Annotated in this window: 15 protein-coding genes; 10 read left to right on the forward strand and 5 right to left on the reverse strand. The window is 73.0% G+C overall.

The window, feature by feature from the left end; genetic code table 11:
- Positions 1-14: 14 nt before the first annotated feature.
- Complete coding sequence (locus ACTWQH_RS08170; RefSeq protein WP_443285687.1) at positions 15-1610, reverse strand: ABC transporter substrate-binding protein; 1596 nt, start codon at positions 1608-1610, stop codon at positions 15-17.
- A gap of 180 nt (positions 1611-1790) precedes the next feature.
- Here ACTWQH_RS08170 and ACTWQH_RS08175 point away from each other — a divergent pair, with 180 nt between their 5' ends.
- A complete protein-coding gene (locus ACTWQH_RS08175; protein WP_443285688.1) occupies positions 1791-2612 on the forward strand; it encodes an SAM-dependent methyltransferase in 822 nt (273 codons plus the stop codon).
- Between the two features lie 27 nt (positions 2613-2639).
- Here ACTWQH_RS08175 and ACTWQH_RS08180 read toward each other — a convergent pair whose 3' ends face one another.
- Complete coding sequence (locus ACTWQH_RS08180; protein WP_443285727.1) at positions 2640-3701, reverse strand: LacI family DNA-binding transcriptional regulator; 1062 nt, start codon at positions 3699-3701, stop codon at positions 2640-2642.
- A 155-nt stretch (positions 3702-3856) separates the two neighbouring features.
- Between ACTWQH_RS08180 and ACTWQH_RS08185 the strand changes: the two genes are divergently transcribed.
- The 7 genes from ACTWQH_RS08185 to ACTWQH_RS08215 all read left to right on the forward strand — a co-directional run bounded on the left by ACTWQH_RS08185 (position 3857) and on the right by ACTWQH_RS08215 (position 12495).
- Positions 3857-4783 (forward strand): carbohydrate ABC transporter permease, encoded by a 927-nt coding sequence (locus tag ACTWQH_RS08185; protein ID WP_443285689.1) that lies wholly within the window; start codon positions 3857-3859, stop codon positions 4781-4783.
- A gap of 9 nt (positions 4784-4792) precedes the next feature.
- The gene (locus tag ACTWQH_RS08190; RefSeq protein ID WP_443285690.1) at positions 4793-5746 is read left to right on the forward strand and encodes a carbohydrate ABC transporter permease; all 954 of its coding nucleotides are present in this window, start codon (positions 4793-4795) and stop codon (positions 5744-5746) included.
- Positions 5747-5804: 58 nt separating this feature from the next.
- A complete protein-coding gene (locus ACTWQH_RS08195) occupies positions 5805-7142 on the forward strand; it encodes an ABC transporter substrate-binding protein (RefSeq protein ID WP_443285691.1) in 1338 nt (445 codons plus the stop codon).
- A gap of 34 nt (positions 7143-7176) precedes the next feature.
- Positions 7177-9255: a beta-galactosidase gene (locus ACTWQH_RS08200; RefSeq protein ID WP_443285692.1), complete on the forward strand. Its 2079-nt coding sequence runs from the start codon at positions 7177-7179 to the stop codon at positions 9253-9255.
- Between the two features lie 132 nt (positions 9256-9387).
- Positions 9388-10626, forward strand: a complete 1239-nt coding sequence (locus ACTWQH_RS08205; RefSeq protein WP_443285693.1) for a DUF4032 domain-containing protein — start codon at positions 9388-9390, stop codon at positions 10624-10626.
- Between the two features lie 76 nt (positions 10627-10702).
- Positions 10703-11683: an ATP-binding cassette domain-containing protein gene (locus ACTWQH_RS08210; protein WP_443285694.1), complete on the forward strand. Its 981-nt coding sequence runs from the start codon at positions 10703-10705 to the stop codon at positions 11681-11683.
- The gene (locus ACTWQH_RS08215; protein ID WP_443285695.1) at positions 11680-12495 is read left to right on the forward strand and encodes an ABC transporter permease; all 816 of its coding nucleotides are present in this window, start codon (positions 11680-11682) and stop codon (positions 12493-12495) included. Before ACTWQH_RS08210 ends, ACTWQH_RS08215 begins: the two co-directional genes overlap by 4 nt.
- 30 nt (positions 12496-12525) lie before the next feature.
- On the opposite strand, the gene ACTWQH_RS08220 is transcribed toward ACTWQH_RS08215, so the two are convergent.
- The 3 genes from ACTWQH_RS08220 to thpR form a co-directional block, all read right to left on the reverse strand.
- Positions 12526-13509 (reverse strand): aldo/keto reductase, encoded by a 984-nt coding sequence (locus tag ACTWQH_RS08220; protein ID WP_443285696.1) that lies wholly within the window; start codon positions 13507-13509, stop codon positions 12526-12528.
- A gap of 42 nt (positions 13510-13551) precedes the next feature.
- Entirely contained in the window at positions 13552-16470 is a 2919-nt protein-coding gene (locus ACTWQH_RS08225) for a SpoIIE family protein phosphatase (RefSeq protein ID WP_443285697.1), read from the reverse strand.
- 82 nt (positions 16471-16552) lie between these two features.
- Complete coding sequence (thpR, locus tag ACTWQH_RS08230; RefSeq protein ID WP_443285728.1) at positions 16553-17128, reverse strand: RNA 2',3'-cyclic phosphodiesterase; 576 nt, start codon at positions 17126-17128, stop codon at positions 16553-16555.
- An 82-nt stretch (positions 17129-17210) separates the two neighbouring features.
- Between thpR and ACTWQH_RS08235 the strand changes: the two genes are divergently transcribed.
- Both ACTWQH_RS08235 and ACTWQH_RS08240 read left to right on the forward strand, forming a co-directional pair.
- The gene (locus ACTWQH_RS08235; protein WP_443285698.1) at positions 17211-17663 is read left to right on the forward strand and encodes an archease; all 453 of its coding nucleotides are present in this window, start codon (positions 17211-17213) and stop codon (positions 17661-17663) included.
- 79 nt (positions 17664-17742) lie between these two features.
- Positions 17743-19179, forward strand: coding sequence for an RtcB family protein (locus ACTWQH_RS08240; RefSeq protein ID WP_443285699.1), 1437 nt, complete (start codon positions 17743-17745; stop codon positions 19177-19179).
- The last annotated feature ends 10 nt before the right edge of the window (positions 19180-19189 follow it).

Below are 19189 nucleotides of genomic sequence, written 5' to 3' on the forward strand. Positions count from 1 at the left end.
GCCTCACTCCTCCTTCAGGCCAGGTAGGCGTCGTCGAGGTCCAGGTTGTTGAACATCGTGTAGCCGATGTCCCGCAGCGCGTCGCTGGTGACGAAGGACTGCGAGCTGCTCACCAGGTCGATGACGAACTGCTCCTCCAGCAGCAGCCGCGTGACCTCGGCGTAGACCTCCGCCGCCTCCGCCCGGTCGGTGGTCTTCCAGGCGCGGTCGGCCAGCGTGCGGTAGCGGTCGCTGTCGAAGTTCGAGGCGTTGGCGGTGGCGTTGAAGGGGAACGCCCCGTTGAGCAGGGTGGCCGGGTTGAGCTGTCCGAAGCCGTGCCCGGCGACCCACAGGCCCGGCAGGTTCGAGGTGGAGAGCCGCGCCTGGAAGTCGGCGGGCTGGTAGACGACGATCTCCACGTCGAGGCCGACCGCGCGCAGCCCGTCCTGCACGACCTCGGCGGTGGAGCGGTCGCCGCCCGGCTCGCTGGAGCGGATCGCGAGGTCGAGGGAGGCGCCGACCACGCCCGCCTCGCGCAGCAGCGCCCGGGCCCGGCCGGGGTCGTGGTGGTAGTGCCGGGCGGCCCGCCGGTCGTACGCCGGGTTGGTGGGCGTCCAGGGGCTGGAGGCGGTGCGGCCCACCTCGTCCACCACCATGCGCAGCACCTTGTCGCGGTCGACGGCGTACGCGATGGCCTGCCGCACCCGGCGGTCGCTCAGCGGGTCGACGGTGACGTTGCAGCCCAGGTAGTGGCCGTAGTCGTTGGTGTCCAGCTCGTGGACGGCGAGCCGGTCATCGGCCCGCACGTTGTGCAGGTGGTTGCCGTTGAGCTGGAAGCCGAGGTGGGTCTGGCCGCTCTGCAGCGCGGCGACGATGGCCTGCTGTTCGCCCACGATGCGCAGCTCGACCTCGTCGAGGAAGGGGCGTCCGGGCCTGAAGTAGTCAGGGTTGCGCCGGAAGCTCAGCGAGACACCGGGGGAGTAGTCGGTGAAGAGGAACGGGCCGGTGCCGTTCAGCTCCGCGCCGGTCTGGAGCCCGTCGAGCGTCTCGTGGTCGGCGATGAACATGATCTCGCACAGGTCGAAGAAGTTGCTCACGCCGTGGGCCAGACGCAGCGTTACCTCGTGCGGCCCGCCGGCCTCGGCGTCGGTGACGGCCGCGGCGGTGGAGCGCAGCTGCCCGGGGGCGCCCTCCTCGCTGGCCTGCCAGCGGACGTTCTCGATGACGTCGTCGGGGCCGAAGGGCCGCCCGGTGTGGAAGCGCACGTCGTCGCGGAGCCGGAGGGTGATGGTGCGCCCGCCGTCGCCCACCTCCCAGTCGGTGGCGAGGGAGGGGCGGGGGGTGAGCGTGGCGTGGTCGTACGCCGTGAGGGTGTTGAAGACGAGCCGCTGCCAGGTGGCGTTCGGGGTGTTCTGCTGCCGGAAGGTGGGGAAGTTCGCGTCGTCGACCTGGGAGAGCACCACGGAGCCGCCCCGCCGCCGCCCGCCGCCGGAGTCGCCGACCTCGCGCGCCACCGGGGTGCAGCCGCCCGTCGTCCCCGCCGCCCCGGCGACCACGGCCGCCGCTCCCGTCAGACCCAGGTGCTTGAGCAGCGTGCGCCGTCCCACCGGCGAACCGGGAGTGGCAGACATCGGTGTCCTCTCGGCGAGCTCCACATGATCGGGATATGAATATCACCTAATCAGCGCGTTGCGGCCGCATCAAGGGATCTGGCGAGAAAACGGCCATCGCGTCGCGGTATCGAGGGGGGCCGCTCGCGACGACCGCGCGGTTTCGTTTACGGTGCCACGGACGACAGGAGGAGACCACTCGTGCCCGATGCCGCGCCCGAAACGGAGATCGACACCTCCACTCCGGACCCCGCTCGCATGTACGACTGGTATCTGGGAGGCAAGACCCACTACCTGGTCGACGAGGAGGCCGGCCGCCGGGTCGTGGCGATCTGGCCGGGCATCAGAACCGCGGCCCGCGCCAACCGGGACTTCGTGATCCGGTCCACCCGCTTCCTGGCCCGCGAGGCCGGCATCCGGCAGTTCCTCGACATCGGAACCGGCATTCCCACCCCGCCCAACCTCCACGAGGTCGCCCAGGCCGAGGCCCCCGACTGCCGCGTCGTCTACACGGACAACCGCATCATCGTGCTGCGCTACGCCCAGGCGTTACTGCGCAGCTCCCCCGAGGGCCGCACCGCCTACGTGCACGCGGACGTCACCGACCCCGACAGCGTCCTGAACGCCCCCGATCTGCGGGAGACGCTCGACCTCTCCCGCCCGGTGGCGCTGTGCCTCAACGCGCTGCTGCACTACGTCACCGACAAGCAGGGCCCGTACGAGATCGTCTCGCGCCTGGTGGAGGCGCTGCCCTCCGGCAGCTACGTGACCCTCACCCACCTCACCGCCGACCTGGACCCGGCGACGTTCGAGCAGCTGCGCGGGCTGCGCGACAGCTGGCGCGGCCCGGACGGACAGTGGCGCAGCCGGGAGGAGATCGAGCGCTTCTTCGAGGGCCTGGAGATCGTGGACCCCGGGCTGGTGGTGCCCCACCGCTGGCGGCCCGATCCCGCCAAGCCGGCTCCCCCCGAGTTCACCGACGCGTCGGTCTCGATGTACGCCGGGGTCGCCCGCGTGCCGTAACGCCCCGCCCGGCGGGCGGGGCGCGCGTCACCGTAACGCCGTGGGCGGCGGCGCCGTGCTGTCGCGGATCACCATGTGGGTCGGCACCAGCGTGGTGCCGCGCTCGGCGGAGTCGGTGCGCACCTGCCGCAGCACGCCCTCGACCAGCAGGCGGCCGACCTCGGCGAAGTCCTGGTGCACGGTCGTCAGCGGCGGGGAGAACGACGCGGCCCCCGGGATGTCGTCGAAGCCCACCACGCTGATGTCCTCCGGCACCGCCCGGCCGTGCTCGCGCAGCGCGCGCAGCAGGCCCAGCGCCATGTGGTCGTTGGCGGCGAAGATGGCCGTGCAGCCGGGCTCGCGCGCCAGCCGCAGCCCGGCGCGGTAGCCCGACTCCGCCGACCAGTCACCGCGCACCAGCGGCGGCACCGGCCGCCCGGCCTCGGTCAGCGTGGCGCGCCACGCCTCGACCCGCCGCCCCGCCGCGAAGGACTTCTCGGGCCCGGCCAGGTGCCAGACGGTTTCGTGCCCCAGGCCGAGCAGGTGCTCGACGGCCTGGCGTGCCCCGCCCGCCTGGTCGGCGTCGACCACGCAGTAGCGGTCGCCGGCGTCGGAGTCCGCCACCGCCACCAGCACGCCCGGCGGCAGCGAGACCGTGGCGGAGTCCAGCATGTGGACGTCCATGATCACGATGATGGCGTCGACCGCGAGTTCGCCAAGACGCGTGAACGCGCCGTGCACCCTGCCCTTGGTGGGGGCGGCCACGGGCAGCAGCGTCACGGCGTACCCCTGCGTGGCCGCGGAGTTCGCGATCGCCTCCAGGGTGCGGACGTTGCCCGTGGTCGAGAGGGTGAAGACGATCACGCCGATCGTGCGGAACTCGCCCCGCTTCAGCGCCCGGGCCGCGCTGTTGGGCCGGTACCCCAGCTCCTCCATTGCGGCGAGCACCCTCCGGCGCGTCGCCTCGACGACGCCGGGATGGCCGTTGGCCACGCGCGAGACGGTCTGCGAGGACACACCCGACCGCCGGGCCACGTCCGCCATCGACACCCGCCGTCTGCGGCGCGGCGCTGGGATATCCGCGAGTTCCTCCACCTTCGCCCTTCCCATCGTCACCTGATCACCGAAGCGTTCGACGGTGGCCCTTGACGACCACCATCGAGCAGTGTAAGCATCACGCTAATCAATGTTTACGCAAACATCACCTATATCAATCATTTTCCACCAGGCAATGGTTCCGTGACCTGCACCGCGAGGAAGTGAACATGACAGCGTTGTCACCGCCGGTGGCCAAGGGGCGCCCCGCCCGGGCGCGCCGGGGCGCCGGCCGCCGCCGGAGCTGGGCAGGGTGGGGCTTCATCGGGCCGTTCATGGCGGTCTTCTCCCTGGTGTTCCTGGCCCCGATCGCCTACTCGGTCTACCTCAGCCTCTACCGCGACCAGCTCATCGGCGGCACCTCGTACGTCGGCCTGGAGAACTACCAGGACGTGCTGGACGACGCGAAGTTCTGGGAGGGCCTGACCCGCGTCGGGCTCTTCCTCTGCGTCCAGGTCCCCATCATGCTGGGCATCGCGATGCTCGTCGCCCTGGCCATCGACTCCGGGCGGCTGTACGGCAAGAGCTTCTTCCGCATCACGATCTTCCTGCCCTACGCCGTGCCCGCCGTCGTCGCCACCCTCATGTGGGGCTTCATGTACGGCGACCGCTTCGGCCTGATCGCCAACATCAACGACACCTTCAACGCCGACCTGCCCGACCCGCTCTCCTCCAGCCTGGTGCTCGCCTCCATCGGCAACATCGTGACCTGGGAGTTCGTCGGCTACAACATGCTGATCTTCTACTCCGCGCTGCGCGTGATACCCCACTCCCTCTACGAGGCCGCGGAGATCGACGGCGCCAGCCAGCTGCGCGTCATCACCGCCATCAAGCTCCCCGCGCTGCGCGGCGCCATCGTGGTCGCCACGATCTTCTCGATCATCGGCAGCTTCCAGCTCTTCAACGAGCCGAGCATCATGCAGAACCTGGCGCCCAACGCCATCACCACCGACTTCACCCCCAACCTCTACGCCTACTCGCTGGCGTTCAACGGCCAGCAGCAGAACTACTCGGCCACGGTCGCGATCGTCATGGGGGTCGTCACCATGATCATCGCCTACATCGTGCAGCTCCGCGGCATGCGAAAGGACGCGTGACTTCCAGCGATGAGCACCTCGACCGCGGCTTCCTCCCGCTCCGGCTCGCCACGACCCCGCCACCGCCCCGCCTCCCCGCTGCGCACCCCGCGCCGCGCACCGCGCCTGCACACCGTGTCCCGGCCGCGCCGCAGCATCACGCTCACCCTGCTGACCGGCCTGGTCCTGGTCTACACGGTGGTGCCGCTGCTGTGGCTGTTCATCAACTCCACCAAGACGCAGGCCAGCCTGATGGACTCCTTCGGGCTGTGGTTCAGCGGCGACTTCGCGTTCTTCACCAACATCGGCGACACCCTGACCTACGACGACGGCGTGTTCGTGCGCTGGCTGCTCAACACCCTGCTGTACGTGATCCTCGGCGCCGGCGGCGCGACGATGCTGGCCGTGCTCGGCGGCTACGCGCTGGCCAAGTTCGACTTCCCCGGCAAGCGCGCGGTCTTCGCCATCGTCGTCGGCGGCGTCGCCGTGCCCGGCACGGCCCTGGCCGTGCCGACGTTCCTGATGTTCAGCGAGATGGGCCTGACCAACACCCCCTGGGCGGTCATCATCCCGTCCCTCATCTCGTGCTTCGGTCTCTACCTGATGTGGGCCTTCGCCGCGGAGGCGATCCCCACGGAGCTGATGGAGGCCGCGCGCATCGACGGCGCGGGCGAGCTGCGCACCTTCGTCAGCGTCAGCCTGCCGCTGTTGGCGCCGGGCATGGTCACCGTGCTGTTGTTCAACGTGGTCCACACCTGGAACAACTACTTCCTGCCGCTGATCATGATCAAGGACCCGAACTGGTACCCGCTGACGGTGGGCCTGAACTCCTGGAAGGACCAGGCGTTCACCGCCGGCGGCGAGGCCGTCTTCAACCTCATCATCACCGGCTCCCTGCTGACGATCATCCCGCTGATCGTGGCCTTCCTCCTCCTCCAGCGCTACTGGCAGTCGGGCCTGTCCGCCGGCAGCGTCAAGGAATAGGCGAAGCCTCCCCCACACCCTCCACCCACCTCTCGACAATGAAGTGAGAACACCCACCATGAGGATCACGAGATTCACCACGACCGCGGCCGCGGCATGCGCTCTCGCCCTGACGCTCGCCGCCTGCGGCTCGGACGACGACTCCGGCGGCGACGCCGGCTCGCCCGACGACGTCAAGGCGGCTCTGGAGGAGGGCGGCAAGCTCACCGTCTGGGCCTGGAGCAGCACCATCCGCGAGGCCGCCGAGGCGTTCGACAAGGCACACGACAACATCACCGTCAACCTGGTCAACGCCGGCACCAACCAGGACCAGTACACCGCTCTGCAGAACGCCATCGACGCCGGCAAGGGAGTGCCGGACGTGGCGCAGATCGAGTACTACGCCCTGCCGCAGTACGCCATCGCCGAGTCCGTCACCGACCTGAGCTCCTTCGGCGCCAACGAGCTTGAGAGCACCTTCACCACCGGCACCTGGAACTCCGTCCACCCCGGCGGCAGCGAGGGCATCTACGGCCTGCCCGTGGACTCCGGTCCGATGGCGATGTTCTACAACAAGAAGGTCTTCGACGAGGCCGGCATCGAGGTTCCCGCCACCTGGGACGAGTACGTGCAGGCCGCCCGCGACCTCCACGAGGCCAACCCCGACTCCTACATCGCCGGCGACGTCGGCGACGCCGGCTTCACCACCAGCATGATCTGGGCGGCCGGCGGCACGCCGTACCAGGTCGACGGCACCAACGTCACCGTCGACTTCTCCCAGGAGCCGACCCAGCGCTTCGCGGACACCTGGCAGCAGCTCATCGACGACGAGCTCCTGGCCGACATCCCCGGCTGGTCCGACGAGTGGTACCAGGCCCTCGGCGACGGAACCATCGCGACGCTCGTCACCGGCGCCTGGATGCCCCCCAACTTCGAGTCCGGCGTGGCCAACGCCTCCGGCGACTGGCGCGTTGCCCCCATGCCCCAGTGGGAGGAGGGCGGCGAGTTCGCCACCGCCGAGAACGGCGGCAGCTCGCTGGCCATCCTGGAGGCCAGCGAGAAGGACGCCCTGGCCTACGCCTTCATCGAGTACATGACGACCGGCGAGGGCTCGCAGCTCATGCACGACCTCGGCTCCTTCCCCGCCGACACCGCCACCCTGGAGTCCGAGGAGTTCCTCAACAGGGAGTTCGAGTACTTCGGCGGCCAGAAGGCCAACGAGATCCTCTCCGAGGCCGCGGCCGGCGTCAGGCAGGGCTGGTCGTACCTGCCCTACCAGGTCTACGCCAACTCCATCTTCAACGACACGGTCGGCCAGGCGTACGTCTCCGGCACCACCCTGGCCGAGGGCCTCAAGGACTGGGAGGACCAGTCCGTGACGTACGGCAACGACCAGGGCTTCACCGTCAACCAGTAACCGCACACCGCACGCAAGGAGAGTAAGGAGTCCGATGTCCCCCGCCCCCTCGCCCGGCCGCTGGCTGCGCTGGCCCGACGGCGCCACAACGCCCAGGTTCGCCTACGGCGCCGACTACAACCCGGAGCAGTGGCCGCGCGAGGTGTGGCGGGAGGACATCGCCCTGATGCGCGAGGCGGGCGTCAACATCGTCTCCCTCGCCATCTTCTCCTGGGCCCGCCTCCAGCCCGCCGAAGACGCCTGGGACTTCGGCTGGCTGGACGAGGCCATGGACCTCCTCCACGCCGGCGGCATCGCCGTCGACCTGGCCACCGCCACCGCCTCGCCCCCGCCGTGGCTCACCACCGCCCACCCCGAGATCCTGCCGGTCACCGCCACCGGCGAGACCGTCTGGCCCGGCGCCCGCCAGCACTGGCGGCCCACCTCGCCCGTCTTCCGCGAGCACGCGCTGCGCCTGGTCACCGCGCTGGCCGAGCGGTACGCCGGCCACCCCGCGCTCGCCGCCTGGCACGTCAGCAACGAGCTGGGCTGCCACAACATCTACGACTACTCCGACGACGCCGCCCGCGCCTTCCGCGCCTGGCTGCGCGCCCGCTACGAGACCCTCGACGCGCTCAACCACGCCTGGGGGACGGCGTTCTGGTCCCAGCGCTACACCGACTTCGAGCAGATACTCCCGCCCCGGCTGGCCGCCTCCCACCCCAACCCCACCCAGCAGCTCGACTTCAAGCGCTTCTCCTCCGACGCCCTCAAGGACTACCTGCGGGCCGAGCGCGAGGTGCTGCGCCGCGCCACCCCCGAGGTGCCGGTCACCACCAACTTCATGGTGATGGGCGAGACCAAGGGCATGAACTACGCCGACTGGGCCGCCGAGGTCGACTTCGTCGCCAACGACCACTACGTGGTGCCGGGGCCGCAGGCCGTCGACGAGCTGTCGTTCTCCGCCAACCTCACCGGCAACCTCGCCGGCGGGCGCCCCTGGTTCCTGATGGAGCACTCCACCTCGGCCGTCAACTGGCAGCCGGTCAACCGCGCCAAGCGCCCCGGCGAGCTGGCGCGCGACTCCCTGCTGCACGTCGCCCACGGCGCCGACGCCGTCTGCTTCTTCCAGTGGCGCCAGTCGGCCGCCGGGGCCGAGAAGTACCACTCCGCGATGGTGCCGCACGCCGGCGCCGACAGCGAGGTCTTCCGCTCCGTCACCCGCCTCGGGCGGCTGCTGGCGGACGACCTCGCCCCTGCGGCCGGCTCGGCGCGCCAGCCCGCCCGCGCCGCCGTCCTCTTCGACTGGGAGTCGTGGTGGGCCAGCGAGCAGGACTCCCACCCCACCTCCCTGCTGCGCTACCGCCAGGAGGCGCTCGACTGGTACTCGGCGTTCCTCGCCCTCGGCGTCCGCGCCGACGTGATCCCGGCCGGCGCCGGACCGGACGGCTACGACCTCGTCGTCGCGCCCGTCCTCCACCTCGTGACCAGCGCGCTGGCCAAGGAGCTCACCCGCTACGCCGAGGGCGGCGGCCACCTGGTCGCCACCTACTTCTCCGGCATCGTCGACGAGCACGACCACGCCTGGCTCGGCGGCTACCCCGGCGCGCTGCGCGAGCTGCTCGGCGTCCGCGTCGAGGAGTTCGCCCCGCTGCCGGACGGCGAGTCCGTCGCGCTGGACAACGGCACCACCGGCACGCTGTGGACCGACCGCGTCGAGGTGATTGACCCCGCCACCGAGATGCTGGCCCGCTACGCCTCCGGGGACCTCGCCGGGCGGCCCGCCGTCACCCGCCGCCCGGCCGGCGCGGGCTCCGCGGCGTACGTGTCGACGCGCCTGGGACCGGGGGGACTCCAGCCCGTGCTGGCCCGGCTCCTCGACGCGGCCGGCGTCGGCAGCGAGCTGCCCGCCCCGGCGCGCGGGCGGGTCGAACTCGCGGTGCGCGTGGGCGCGGACGGCGCGGCGTACTGGTTCCTCGTCAACCGCACCGACGAGCCGGTCGAGGTGCCCGGCGTCGCCGGCGAGCTGCTGACCGGATCCCGTGTTGGCGAGGCCGGGGCGGATGGGGCGGCCCCGGTCCTCCTCGAAGCCCGCGGCGTCGCGGTACTGCGCCGCGACCAAGCCATGGGCTGACGGACCAGACTCTTTGCCCCACACTGGTCCCCGTGACTCCGCTCCCCCACCCGAAGGAGGGGGCTTCCAACCCGCAGGTTGCGGTCCAGCCCGAACCGGCCCCATTCAGAGCAGGCATAGACTACCAAACCGATGGATCTTCAGATCACCGCCACCGACCCGGCGCACCCGGCGACCATGCTGGACCTGCCCTGGGACGTGCCGCTCGAGGAGTGGCCCGAGAAGCACCTGGTCGCCCTGCCCCGGGGCATCTCCCGGCACGTCGTGCGCTTCGCCCGTGCCGGGAGCGAGGTCTTCGCGCTCAAGGAGGTGGGGGAGTACGCCGCGGTGCGCGAGTACGGGCTGCTGCGGGACCTGGACCGGCTTGCGGTGCCGGCCGTCGACCCGGTGGCGGTGGTGACCGGCCGCTACGACGCGCAGGGCGAGGCGCTGGAGCCGGTGCTCATCACGCGGCAGCTGAAGGGCTCGCTGCCCTACCGCTCGATGTTCGAGACGACGATGCGGCCCTCCACCATCAAGCGGCTGCTGGACGCCCTGGCCGTGCTGCTGGTCCGGCTCCACCTCAGCGGCTTCGCCTGGGGCGACTGCTCGCTGTCCAACACCCTCTTCCGCCGGGACGCCGGCGCCTACGCCGCGTACCTGGTGGACGCCGAGACCGGGCAGATCCAGCCGAAGCTCACGCGGGGGCAGCGGGACTACGACCTGGAGGTGGCGCAGGTCAACATCATCGGCGAGCTGATGGACCTGGAGGCGGGCGGCTCCCTCCACCCGGCCGTCGACCCCGTGCAGTTCGGCGAGGAGATCGTCGCCCGCTACGGCGAGCTGTGGCACGAGCTGACCCGCACCTCGGTCTACCCCAAGGACAAGCGTCACTACATCGACCGCCGCATCCGCCGCCTGAACGACCTCGGCTTCGACGTCGCGGAGATGCAGATCCAGCGCTCGCCGGGCGGCGACACCGTCACCTTCCTGCCGAAGGTGGTGGACGCCGGGCACCACCAGCGGCAGCTGCTGCGGCTGACGGGCCTGGACGCGGAGGAGAACCAGGCGCGCAGCCTGCTGAACGACCTGGAGACCTGGATGGCGACCCAGGAGGACTACGCCCCGGGCGACCCTCTCGGCGCCCGGCCCGAGGTGCTGGCCCACCGCTGGGTGCGCGACGTCTTCCGCCCGGCGGTCCGCGCCGTGCCCCTGGAACTGCGCGAGGGCATGGACACCGCGCAGATCTACCACGAGCTGCTGGAGCACCGCTGGTACCTCTCGGAGCGGGCCCAGCGCGACATCGGGATGGACTCCGCCGCCGAGGACTACGTGCGCACCATCCTGCCGCGCCGCAGCCACCCCGTGCCGATCGACCCGGAGGACGTCTGAGAGGGGTCCGGGGGCGTCCGGGCCCCGGTGGTGATCGCGGATCGCGGCTGTCAGTGGCGGCGGCCATAGTGGAGGAATGGGACACACGATCTGGGCCGAGGGGCTGGTCAAGCGCTTCGGCGAGACCACGGCACTGGCCGGCGTCGACTTCCGCGCCCCGCCCGGCTCGGTGCTCGGCCTGCTGGGGCCGAACGGCGCGGGAAAGACCACGGCGGTGCGGGTCCTGGCCACGCTGCTGCGGCCCGACGCGGGCCGCGCCAGCGTCGGCGGGCACGACGTGGTGCGCGAGGCGCACCGGGTGCGGCAGCTCATCGGCCTGACCGGGCAGTACGCCTCCGTCGACGAGCAGCTCACCGGCGTGGAGAACCTGCTGCTGATCGGCAGGCTGCTGGGCATGAGCCGGGCGGAGGCCCGGCGGCGGGCGCGGGAGCTGCTGGAGCGGTTCGGCCTGGCCGAGGCGGGCGGCAGGGCCGTCGGCACGTACTCGGGCGGCATGCGGCGCCGCCTGGACCTGGCGGCGAGCCTGGTGGGCAGGCCGCCGGTGCTCTTCCTCGACGAGCCGACCACCGGCCTGGACCCGCGGGCTCGCAGCGAGCTGTGGCAGCTGATCCGGCGTCTGGTCGCCGAGGGCGCCACGGTGCTGCTGACCACGCAGTACCTGGACGAGGCCGACGAGCTGGCCGACGAGATCGTGGTGATCGACCACGGCCAGGTGATCGCCACCGGCACCCCCGAGGAGCTCAAGCGCACCACGGGCGGGCGGACCCTGGCCGTGCAGCCCATGGAGGCCGACCGGCTGCCGCTGGTGCGGGGCGTGGTGGCGGAGCTGACCGGCGCCGAGCCGCAGGTGAAGGGGCAGCGGGTGACCGCACCCGCGGCCGACCCGGCGGTGCTGCCCGCCGTGGTGCGGCGGCTGGACGAGGCCGGGGTGCTCGTCACCGAGCTGGAGCTGCGGCTGTCCAGCCTGAACGAGGTGTTCCTCACTCTCACGGGCCGCCCCGCCGAGTCATCCGCCGAGGCGTCGGAACCCGAGGAGGCGAAGGAGGCGAGGACATGAGCACGGAGACGAGCGCCGCGCCGGCCGGGGAGCTGGCGCCGCGGGTGAGCCTGGGCCAGGGCGTGCGGCAGAGCCTCACCCTGGCCTGGCGCACCGTCGTCCAGGTGCGGCACAACCCGTTCGAGCTGAGCGACTTCAGCATCCAGCCCATCATGTTCGTGCTGCTGTTCACGTACGTCTTCGGCGGCGCGATCGCGGGCTCCGTCAGCGACTACCTGACGTTCATGCTCCCCGGCATGATCGTGATGAACATGCTGTTCGTCACGCTCTACGTCGGGCAGGGCCTCAACACCGACCTCAACAAGGGCGTCTTCGACCGGCTGCGCTCGCTGCCGATAGCCCGGTGGGCGCCGCTGGCCGGGCGCATCGCGGCCGACCAGGTGAAGCAGGCGTGGTCGATCGTGCTGGTGCTCGGCGTCGGGCTCATCCTCGGCTTCCGGCTCGGCTCGCCCGGGCCGCTGGGCATGCTGGGCGCGGGCGTGCTGCTGCTGGCGTTCGCGCTCGCCTTCTCCTGGGTCGCGGTGCTGGTGGGCCTGCTGGCCAAGGACGCGGAGCGGGTGCAGATCTTCGGCTTCACCGCCCTGTTCCCCGTCACTTTCGTCAGCAACGTCTTCGTGCCCGCCGACACCATGCCCGGCTGGCTCCAGGCGTGGGTCGACGTCAACCCCGTCAGCATCCTCGCCGAGGCGTGCCGCGGCCTGATGCTCGGCGGCCCGGTGGCCACGCCCGTCCTCCAGTCGCTGGCCTGGGCCGTGGCGATCGCCGCCGTCTTCGCGCCGCTGTCGGTGATGGTCTTCAAGCGGAAGGTGTAGGCGGAGGTGGGGGGTCGGCGCCGCCGGCGGCTACCAGCGGGCGTGGACCTGCTCGCGGATGCGCCGGTCGTACAGCTCGCGCACCGCCGCCAGCGTCGCCTCCGGCAGCGGCGGCAGCGCGGCGGCCGCGGCGTTGGCCCGCGCCTGCTCCGGCGAGCGGGCGCCGGGGATGACGGTGGTCACGCCGGGCTGCTGGATGATCCACCGCAGCGCGGTCTGCGCCGGGGTGGCCCCCTCGGGCGCCAGCGCCGCGAACTCGGCGGCCGCCTCGACGCCGGTGGGGAAGTCCACGCCCGAGAAGGTCTCGCCCTGGTCGAACGCCTCGCCGTGCCGGTTGAAGGTGCGGTGGTCGTCGGCGGCGAAGACCGTCTCCTTCGTGTAGCGGCCCGACAGCAGGCCGGAGGCGAGCGGCACGCGGGCGATGACGGCGACTCCCGCCTCCCGCGCGGCGGGCAGCACCCGCTCCAGCGGCTTGAGCCGGAAGGGGTTGAGGATGATCTGGACGCTCGCCGTGCCCGGCCGGGCGATCGCCGTCAGCGCCTCCTCGCACGTCTCGACGCTGACCCCGTAGGCGGCGATCCGCTCCTCCGCGACCAGCGTGTCGAGCGCGTCGAAGACCTCGTCCGAGGAGAAGACCGGCGTGGGCGGGCAGTGCAGCTGCACCAGGTCCAGGGTGTCCACGCCCAGGTTGGCACGCGAACGGTCGGTCCAGGCGCGGAAGTTCGCCAGCGTGAAGTGAGCCGGGTCCTGCGGCACCCGGCGGCCCATCTTCGTCGCCACCGTGATGCCGGCGCCGGGTCGGGCGCGCAGGAACGCCGCGATGACCCGCTCGCTGCGCCCGTCGCCGTAGACGTCGGCGGTGTCGAAGAAGGTGACGCCGGCCTCGGCGGCGGCGTCCAGCACGGCCAGCGCGTCGGCCTCGCTCACCTCTCCCCAGTCCGCGCCCAGCTGCCAGGTGCCGAGACCGATGACGGACGCCTGCCCGCCGGACCGTTCGCATGTTCGCCGCTCCATGGACGCATTCAACCAAACGTCCGGAACGCGACGCCCGGCCGGTCACACGGCCCGCTCGTCCTCCGGCCGCTGCTGCGGCAGGGCCTGCTCGGTCCAGATGCTCTTGCCCTCCGCGGTGAAACGGGTTCCCCAGCGCCGCGCCAGCGCCGCCACCAGCTGCAGGCCGCGCCCGCCCTCGTCGGTCTCGGCGGCGCGCCGCACGTGCGGCGAGGTGTGGCTGCCGTCGGAGACCTCGCAGATGAGGCTGCGGCTGCGCAGCAGCCGCAGCCCGATCGGGCCCCTGGCGTGCCGGATCACGTTGCCCACCAGCTCGCTGGCGAGCAGCTCCGTGGTGGTCGTCAGCTCCTCCAGCTGCCAGCGCTCCAGCTGCTCGCGCACGTGGTCGCGGGCCTCCCCGGCGGCGACGGGGTCCTCCGGCAGCGGCCAGGAGGCGATGTCCTCCTGCCGCAGCCGGTGCGTGCGCGCCACGAGCAGGGCCGCGTCGTCGCTGGTCTGCTGCCGCGACGGCAGCAGGGCGGTGACGAGGTCGTCGCACAGCGCCTCCAGCTCCTCGCCGCCGCCGACGCCGTCGCGCCCGCCGCCGGCCGCGCGGGCCGCCTCGCCCGCCGTCGCCAGGGTCCCTGCCAGGTGCGCCATGCCCTGGTCGATGTCGCGGACGGCCGACTCGACGAGGCCGTCGGTGTAGAGCACCAGCAGGCTGCCGTCGGGGAGCCGCAGCTCCCCGGTGTCGATCGGCGGGGTCGCCGCCCCCAGCGGCGCGTTGGGGTCGAGGTCCGGGAAGTGGACCCCGCCGTCCGGGTACACCACGGCGGGCGGCGGGTGCCCGGCGCGGGCGAAGACACAGCGCCGGGTCGCCGGGTCGTAGACGGCGTACAGGCAGGTGGCGTAGAAGTCGTCGCCGAGGTCGCTGACGATGTCGTTGAGGTGGCCGAGGATCTCGTCGGGCGGCAGCTCCAGGTCGGCGAGGGTGTGGACGGCCGTCCGCAGCCGCCCCATGGTCGCCGCCTCGGACAGCCCGTGGCCCATCACGTCGCCGATGACGAGCGCGACGCGGTCGGCCGACAGCGGGATGACGTCGTACCAGTCGCCGCCGACCTCCCCTCCCCGCTCGGCGGGCAGGTAGCGGGCGGCGGCGGTGACGGCCGGCAGCCGGGGCAGCTTCTGCGGCAGCAGGCCGCGCTGCAGCTCCTTGGCGCGGTGGTGCTCCTCGTCGTACAGCCGGGCCCGCTCCAGGGCCTGGGCGAGGAGGCCGCTGATCGCGGTGAGCAGGGTGCGCTCCTCGCCGTTGAGGCGACGCGGCTCGTCGAAGGCGATCACACAGGAGCCGATCGCCCGGCCCGAGACAATCAGCGGCAGGAACGCCCAGGCGCGCTTCCCCGACCGCTTCACCAGCGTCGTGGCTCCGGGGTAGCGGGCCAGGAACTCCTCGGGCGAGGCCAGGAACTGGGGGGAGTGGTCGCGGAAGGAGGTCATGATCGCGGGGGCGGACTCGATGGGCTGCCGGTCGATCATCCTCAGGAAGCCGGGCGTGTAGCCGATGGCGTGCACCACGTGCAACCGGTCCCCCTCCTCCACCACGGAGACGATCATCGCGGAGGCGTCGAACGGCGACATCACGTGCTCGGCGACGGCGGTGACCACGTCCCGCGAGCTGAGGGCCTCGGCCAGGGCGGCGGTCAGCCGGCCGATGCGGCCGGCCCGCCCGGAGGCCGCCCGCTCGGCCGCCTCCCGCTCGGCCTCCCGCCGCCGGCGCTCGGTGGCGTCGGTGACGTGAAGGGCGAGCCCGTCGGGCACTGGGACCAGCCGCAGGTGCAGCCAGTGGTCCCGGTCCGGCCAGGGGGCGTCGAACTCCGCCGGGGTGCCCTCGGCCGCCGCCCGGCGGCACCGGTCCGCCAGCCCCGGCACCCGCGCCACCGCCGGGACCTCCCACAGCGACCGGCCCGTCAGCTCGTCCTCCCCCGGGCCCCGGGGAGCCTCGGAGGCGCCCCCGCCGCCCAGCAGCAGCTCGGCCTGGCGGTTGGCGAAGGTGACACGCCCCTCGCCGTCGGCGGCGAGGAAGCCGTCGCTCATGTGCCGCAGAGCGCGTCCGACCGCCTCCAGCGCGGAGTGCGCCCGGGTGGTGTCCCACAGCGTGCCGATCATGCGCGCCGCCCGGCCGTCCTCGTCGGCGATCACCCGGCTCCGGGCCCGCACCCACACCCAGGAGCCGTCGTCCCGGCGCAGCCGGTACTCGAACTCGCCCTCGTCGCGGGCGCGGAGCACCCGGTCGACCTCGGCCATCGCCGTGGGCAGGTCGTCGGGGTGGATGAGGGACATCCAGGTCTCGGCGCGGCCGTCGAAGGACTCGGGGCCGATGCCCAGCAGCGTGAGCATCGGCTGGGTCCACGTCATCAGGCCGGTGCGGATGTCCCACTCCCAGGTGCCGACGCGCACCGCCCGCAGCGCCTGCCGGACGCCTTCCGCGTCGCCGGGCGAGGTCCGGGCGAACGCCAGCTCGTCCCGCTCGTCCTCCGCGGGACAGCCGCGGCGAATCCGGCCCGCCGCCCACTCCGCCACCTCGGCGAGCATCGCCAGCCGCGCCCGGTCCGGCTCGCCCGCCGCGTCCGGCAGCACCACGGCGAGCGTGCCCAGCGGCCCGTCCGGGTCGGGCAGCGGCACGGCGACCAGGGCGTTGCCCTCCACGGTCGCGGGCCGCCAGGCGGGGACGCCCTCGCGTGCCGCCCGCGACGGCGGGGTGTCGGCATCGCCGGGGACGTTCGCGAACGCCCGGGTCATCGAGCGCGGCAGCCCGCTGCTGGCCACCAGCCGCAGCCCCGACCCGGCGGCCCAGGTCCTGCGCAGGTGCGCCATGCCGCCGAGGCCCCCCAGCTCGGCCACCGCGTGCAGCAGCGCGAGGCGCAGCACGTCGCCTTCCCCAAGGTCCGCCTCGGCGGCGGTGAGCACGTCCAGCCGCCCAGCCATCCCATCCCTCGATCGGTCCGACCCGGAAGGATAATCGCACATCGCGCACTAATTACTCTATATCGGAGGTTTCGGCCACCGCTCAGCCGTCGCCGAGCGGCCAGGCGTCGAGCGTCTCGTAGCGCGGGCGCGCCCCCGGCACGCCCTCGGCCGGCAGGTGACTGCGCACCAGGCGGAACGCGGCCAGGGGCCACGGGCTGCCCGCGTAGTCCGCCAGGGCGGCTGCGTACGGCGCGAGATCGACGCGGTGCCGCCCCGGCCGCCCCCGCGCGAGCGTGAGATGCGGGCGGTACGGCCGGTCCCCGGGCATGGCGACGCCGCAGCGCCGGGCCGCGGCCACCGCCGACCCGGCCAGGGCGCGCAGGATCTCCCGGTCGCCCTCGACGCCCGCCCACAGCACCCGGTGGGCGAAGCGCCCCGCCCCCGCCAGCCGCAGCGTGCCCGGCCGGTGCCGACCGGCGCCGCGCGCGAGCCGCTCCCGCAGCGCGGGGACCAGCTCCTCCGCCACCGACCCGTAGAAGGCGAGCGCGAGGTGCCACTCCGCGGGCTCGGTCCAGCGCAGCCGGTCGGCGCCGGGCAGGGCGCGCACCCGCGCCACGGCGGCGGCCAGCTCGGCGCGGGCCGCCTCCGGCGGCACCACGGCCGCGAAGAGGCGCATCTCGCTCACCCGCTCAGTGTGGCGCGCCCGGCCGAGCCCCGCCCGTGCTGCGGTACGCCGCCCGCGGCGGGAGGATGGAGGTGTGGCGCACCGCGAGAAGGAGGCGGGCGGGCGAGCCGGCCGCCGCAGCGTCCCGCACACGGCCGACCTGCGGGTCGAGGCGTGGGCGCCCGGCCGCGAGGAGTGCCTGGCGCAGGTGGTGCGCGGCCTGGTCGAGGCGTTCGTCGACCTGGAGGCCGCGGCGGACACCGCGGCGCGGACACGCCCCCGCGAGGCCGTGATCAGGGGCGAGCGGGACGAGGACCTGCTCGTGGAGCTGCTGGACGAGGTCATCTACCGGCTCGACGCCGAGGGCGAGGTCCCGGTGGACCTGCGGATCGAGCCCGCCCCCGGCGGCCTGAAGGCGGACTTCGCCATGGCGGAGATGGCCGCGCTGCCGCAGGTGGGCGCGGCGCCGAAGGCGGTGACGCTGCACGGGCTCGCCTTCGGCCGCGGCCCGGAGGGTTTCGCCTGCTCGGTGACCCTCGATGTGTGACGTTCGGCGGTGACGTTCGGCGTGTGCCCCGACGGAAGACCCGGCGGGTGACCCGACGTGGGAAGGGAGTGAGGAGGCCATGGAGACCGAGTCCGTCGTGGAGCTCGTGGAGGAGGCGCGCTGCCGGTTCCGTATCCCCCGGCGGGGCGGGATGCGGGTGCCGGGCGTGGTCTTCGCCACCCGCGCCCTGCTCCCGGAGGCGTCGGGGGACCAGGCCCTGCAGCAGGTGGTGAACGTGGCGGCGCTGCCGGGCATCGTCGAGGCCTCCTACGCCATGCCCGACGTCCACTGGGGCTACGGCTTCCCCATCGGCGGCGTCGCGGCAACCGACGCCGACGCCGGCGGCGTCATCTCGCCGGGCGGCGTCGGCTTCGACATCTCCTGCGGCGTGCGCCTGCTGGCCGCGCCCGTCGACCGGGAGGCCCTCGGTCCTCACCTGACGCCCCTGATGGACCGCCTGGGCCGGACCATCCCCCGGGGCGCGGGCAAGGGCGCGGTGTGGCACATCGGCCGGAACGAGCTGGCGCACGTGCTGGCCGAGGGCGCGCGGTACGCCGTCGAGCGCGGCCACGGCGTGCCCCGCGACCTGGACCGCTGCGAGGACTCCGGCTCGCTGCCCGGCGCGGCGGCGGCCGGGGCGCTCAGCGACCGCGCGCTGGCCAGGGGCCTCGGCCAGCTCGGCAGCCTGGGCTCGGGCAACCACTTCCTGGAGGTCCAGGCCGTCGACCTGGTGTACAACGAGCCCGCCGCCCGCGCCATGGGCCTGGCCGAGGGCCGGGTCTGCGTCATGATCCACTGCGGCTCGCGGGGCCTGGGCCACCAGATCTGCACCGATCACGTCCGCACCATGGACCGGGCGATGCGCGGCTACGGCATCGAGGTGCCCGACCGGCAGCTCGCCGGCGTTCCGGTGGACTCGCCGGAGGGCCGCGACTACCTCGCCGCCATGGCCGCCGCCGCCAACTACGCCCGGGCCAACCGGCAGCTGCTCTCCGAGGCCGCCCGCCGGGCGTTCGAGTCGACCGTCGGCGGCGGACTCGACCTGGTCTACGACATCTCGCACAACATGGCCAAGATGGAGGAGCACGAGGTGGACGGCGCGCGGCGCCGGCTGTGCGTCCACCGCAAGGGCGCCACCCGCGCCTTCCCGGCCGGGCACCCCGACATCCCCGCCGACCTCGCCGAGTTCGGCCAGCCGGTGCTGATCCCCGGCACCATGGGCACCGCCTCGTACGTGCTGTCCGGCGTGCCGGGCGGCGACGCGTGGCACTCGGCCTGCCACGGCGCCGGCCGGGTCCGCAGCCGGCACCAGGCGGCACGCCAGGTCCGCGGCGGGACGCTGCGCGGCGAGCTGGAGGCGGCGGGCATCGCGGTCCGCGGCACCACGGCGCGCGGCCTCGCCGAGGAGGCGCCCCTGGCCTACAAGGACATCGACGAGGTGGTGGCGGCGAGCGAGGCCGCCGGCCTGTGCCGCAAGGTCGCCCGGCTGGTGCCCCTCGGCGTCGTCAAGGGGTGAGCCGGGACGA

It is taken from the genome of Streptomyces sp. 6N223 (assembly GCF_052246635.1).
Lineage (GTDB): Bacteria > Actinomycetota > Actinomycetes > Streptomycetales > Streptomycetaceae > Streptomyces.

What these genes read in the sequence shown, in the direction of transcription:
- ACTWQH_RS08170 (WP_443285687.1), bottom strand. Translation starts at nt 1,610, where the DNA reads ATGTCTGCCACTCCCGGTTCGCCGGTGGGACGGCGCACGCTGCTCAAG.
- ACTWQH_RS08180 (WP_443285727.1), bottom strand. Translation starts at nt 3,701, where the DNA reads ATGGGAAGGGCGAAGGTGGAGGAACTCGCGGATATCCCAGCGCCGCGC.
- ACTWQH_RS08185 (WP_443285689.1), top strand. Translation starts at nt 3,857, where the DNA reads ATGACAGCGTTGTCACCGCCGGTGGCCAAGGGGCGCCCCGCCCGGGCG.
- ACTWQH_RS08190 (WP_443285690.1), top strand. Translation starts at nt 4,793, where the DNA reads ATGAGCACCTCGACCGCGGCTTCCTCCCGCTCCGGCTCGCCACGACCC.
- ACTWQH_RS08195 (WP_443285691.1), top strand. Translation starts at nt 5,805, where the DNA reads ATGAGGATCACGAGATTCACCACGACCGCGGCCGCGGCATGCGCTCTC.
- ACTWQH_RS08200 (WP_443285692.1), top strand. Translation starts at nt 7,177, where the DNA reads ATGTCCCCCGCCCCCTCGCCCGGCCGCTGGCTGCGCTGGCCCGACGGC.
- ACTWQH_RS08205 (WP_443285693.1), top strand. Translation starts at nt 9,388, where the DNA reads ATGGATCTTCAGATCACCGCCACCGACCCGGCGCACCCGGCGACCATG.
- ACTWQH_RS08210 (WP_443285694.1), top strand. Translation starts at nt 10,703, where the DNA reads ATGGGACACACGATCTGGGCCGAGGGGCTGGTCAAGCGCTTCGGCGAG.
- ACTWQH_RS08215 (WP_443285695.1), top strand. Translation starts at nt 11,680, where the DNA reads ATGAGCACGGAGACGAGCGCCGCGCCGGCCGGGGAGCTGGCGCCGCGG.
- ACTWQH_RS08220 (WP_443285696.1), bottom strand. Translation starts at nt 13,509, where the DNA reads ATGGAGCGGCGAACATGCGAACGGTCCGGCGGGCAGGCGTCCGTCATC.
- ACTWQH_RS08225 (WP_443285697.1), bottom strand. Translation starts at nt 16,470, where the DNA reads ATGGCTGGGCGGCTGGACGTGCTCACCGCCGCCGAGGCGGACCTTGGG.
- thpR (WP_443285728.1), bottom strand. Translation starts at nt 17,128, where the DNA reads ATGCGCCTCTTCGCGGCCGTGGTGCCGCCGGAGGCGGCCCGCGCCGAG.
- ACTWQH_RS08240 (WP_443285699.1), top strand. Translation starts at nt 17,743, where the DNA reads ATGGAGACCGAGTCCGTCGTGGAGCTCGTGGAGGAGGCGCGCTGCCGG.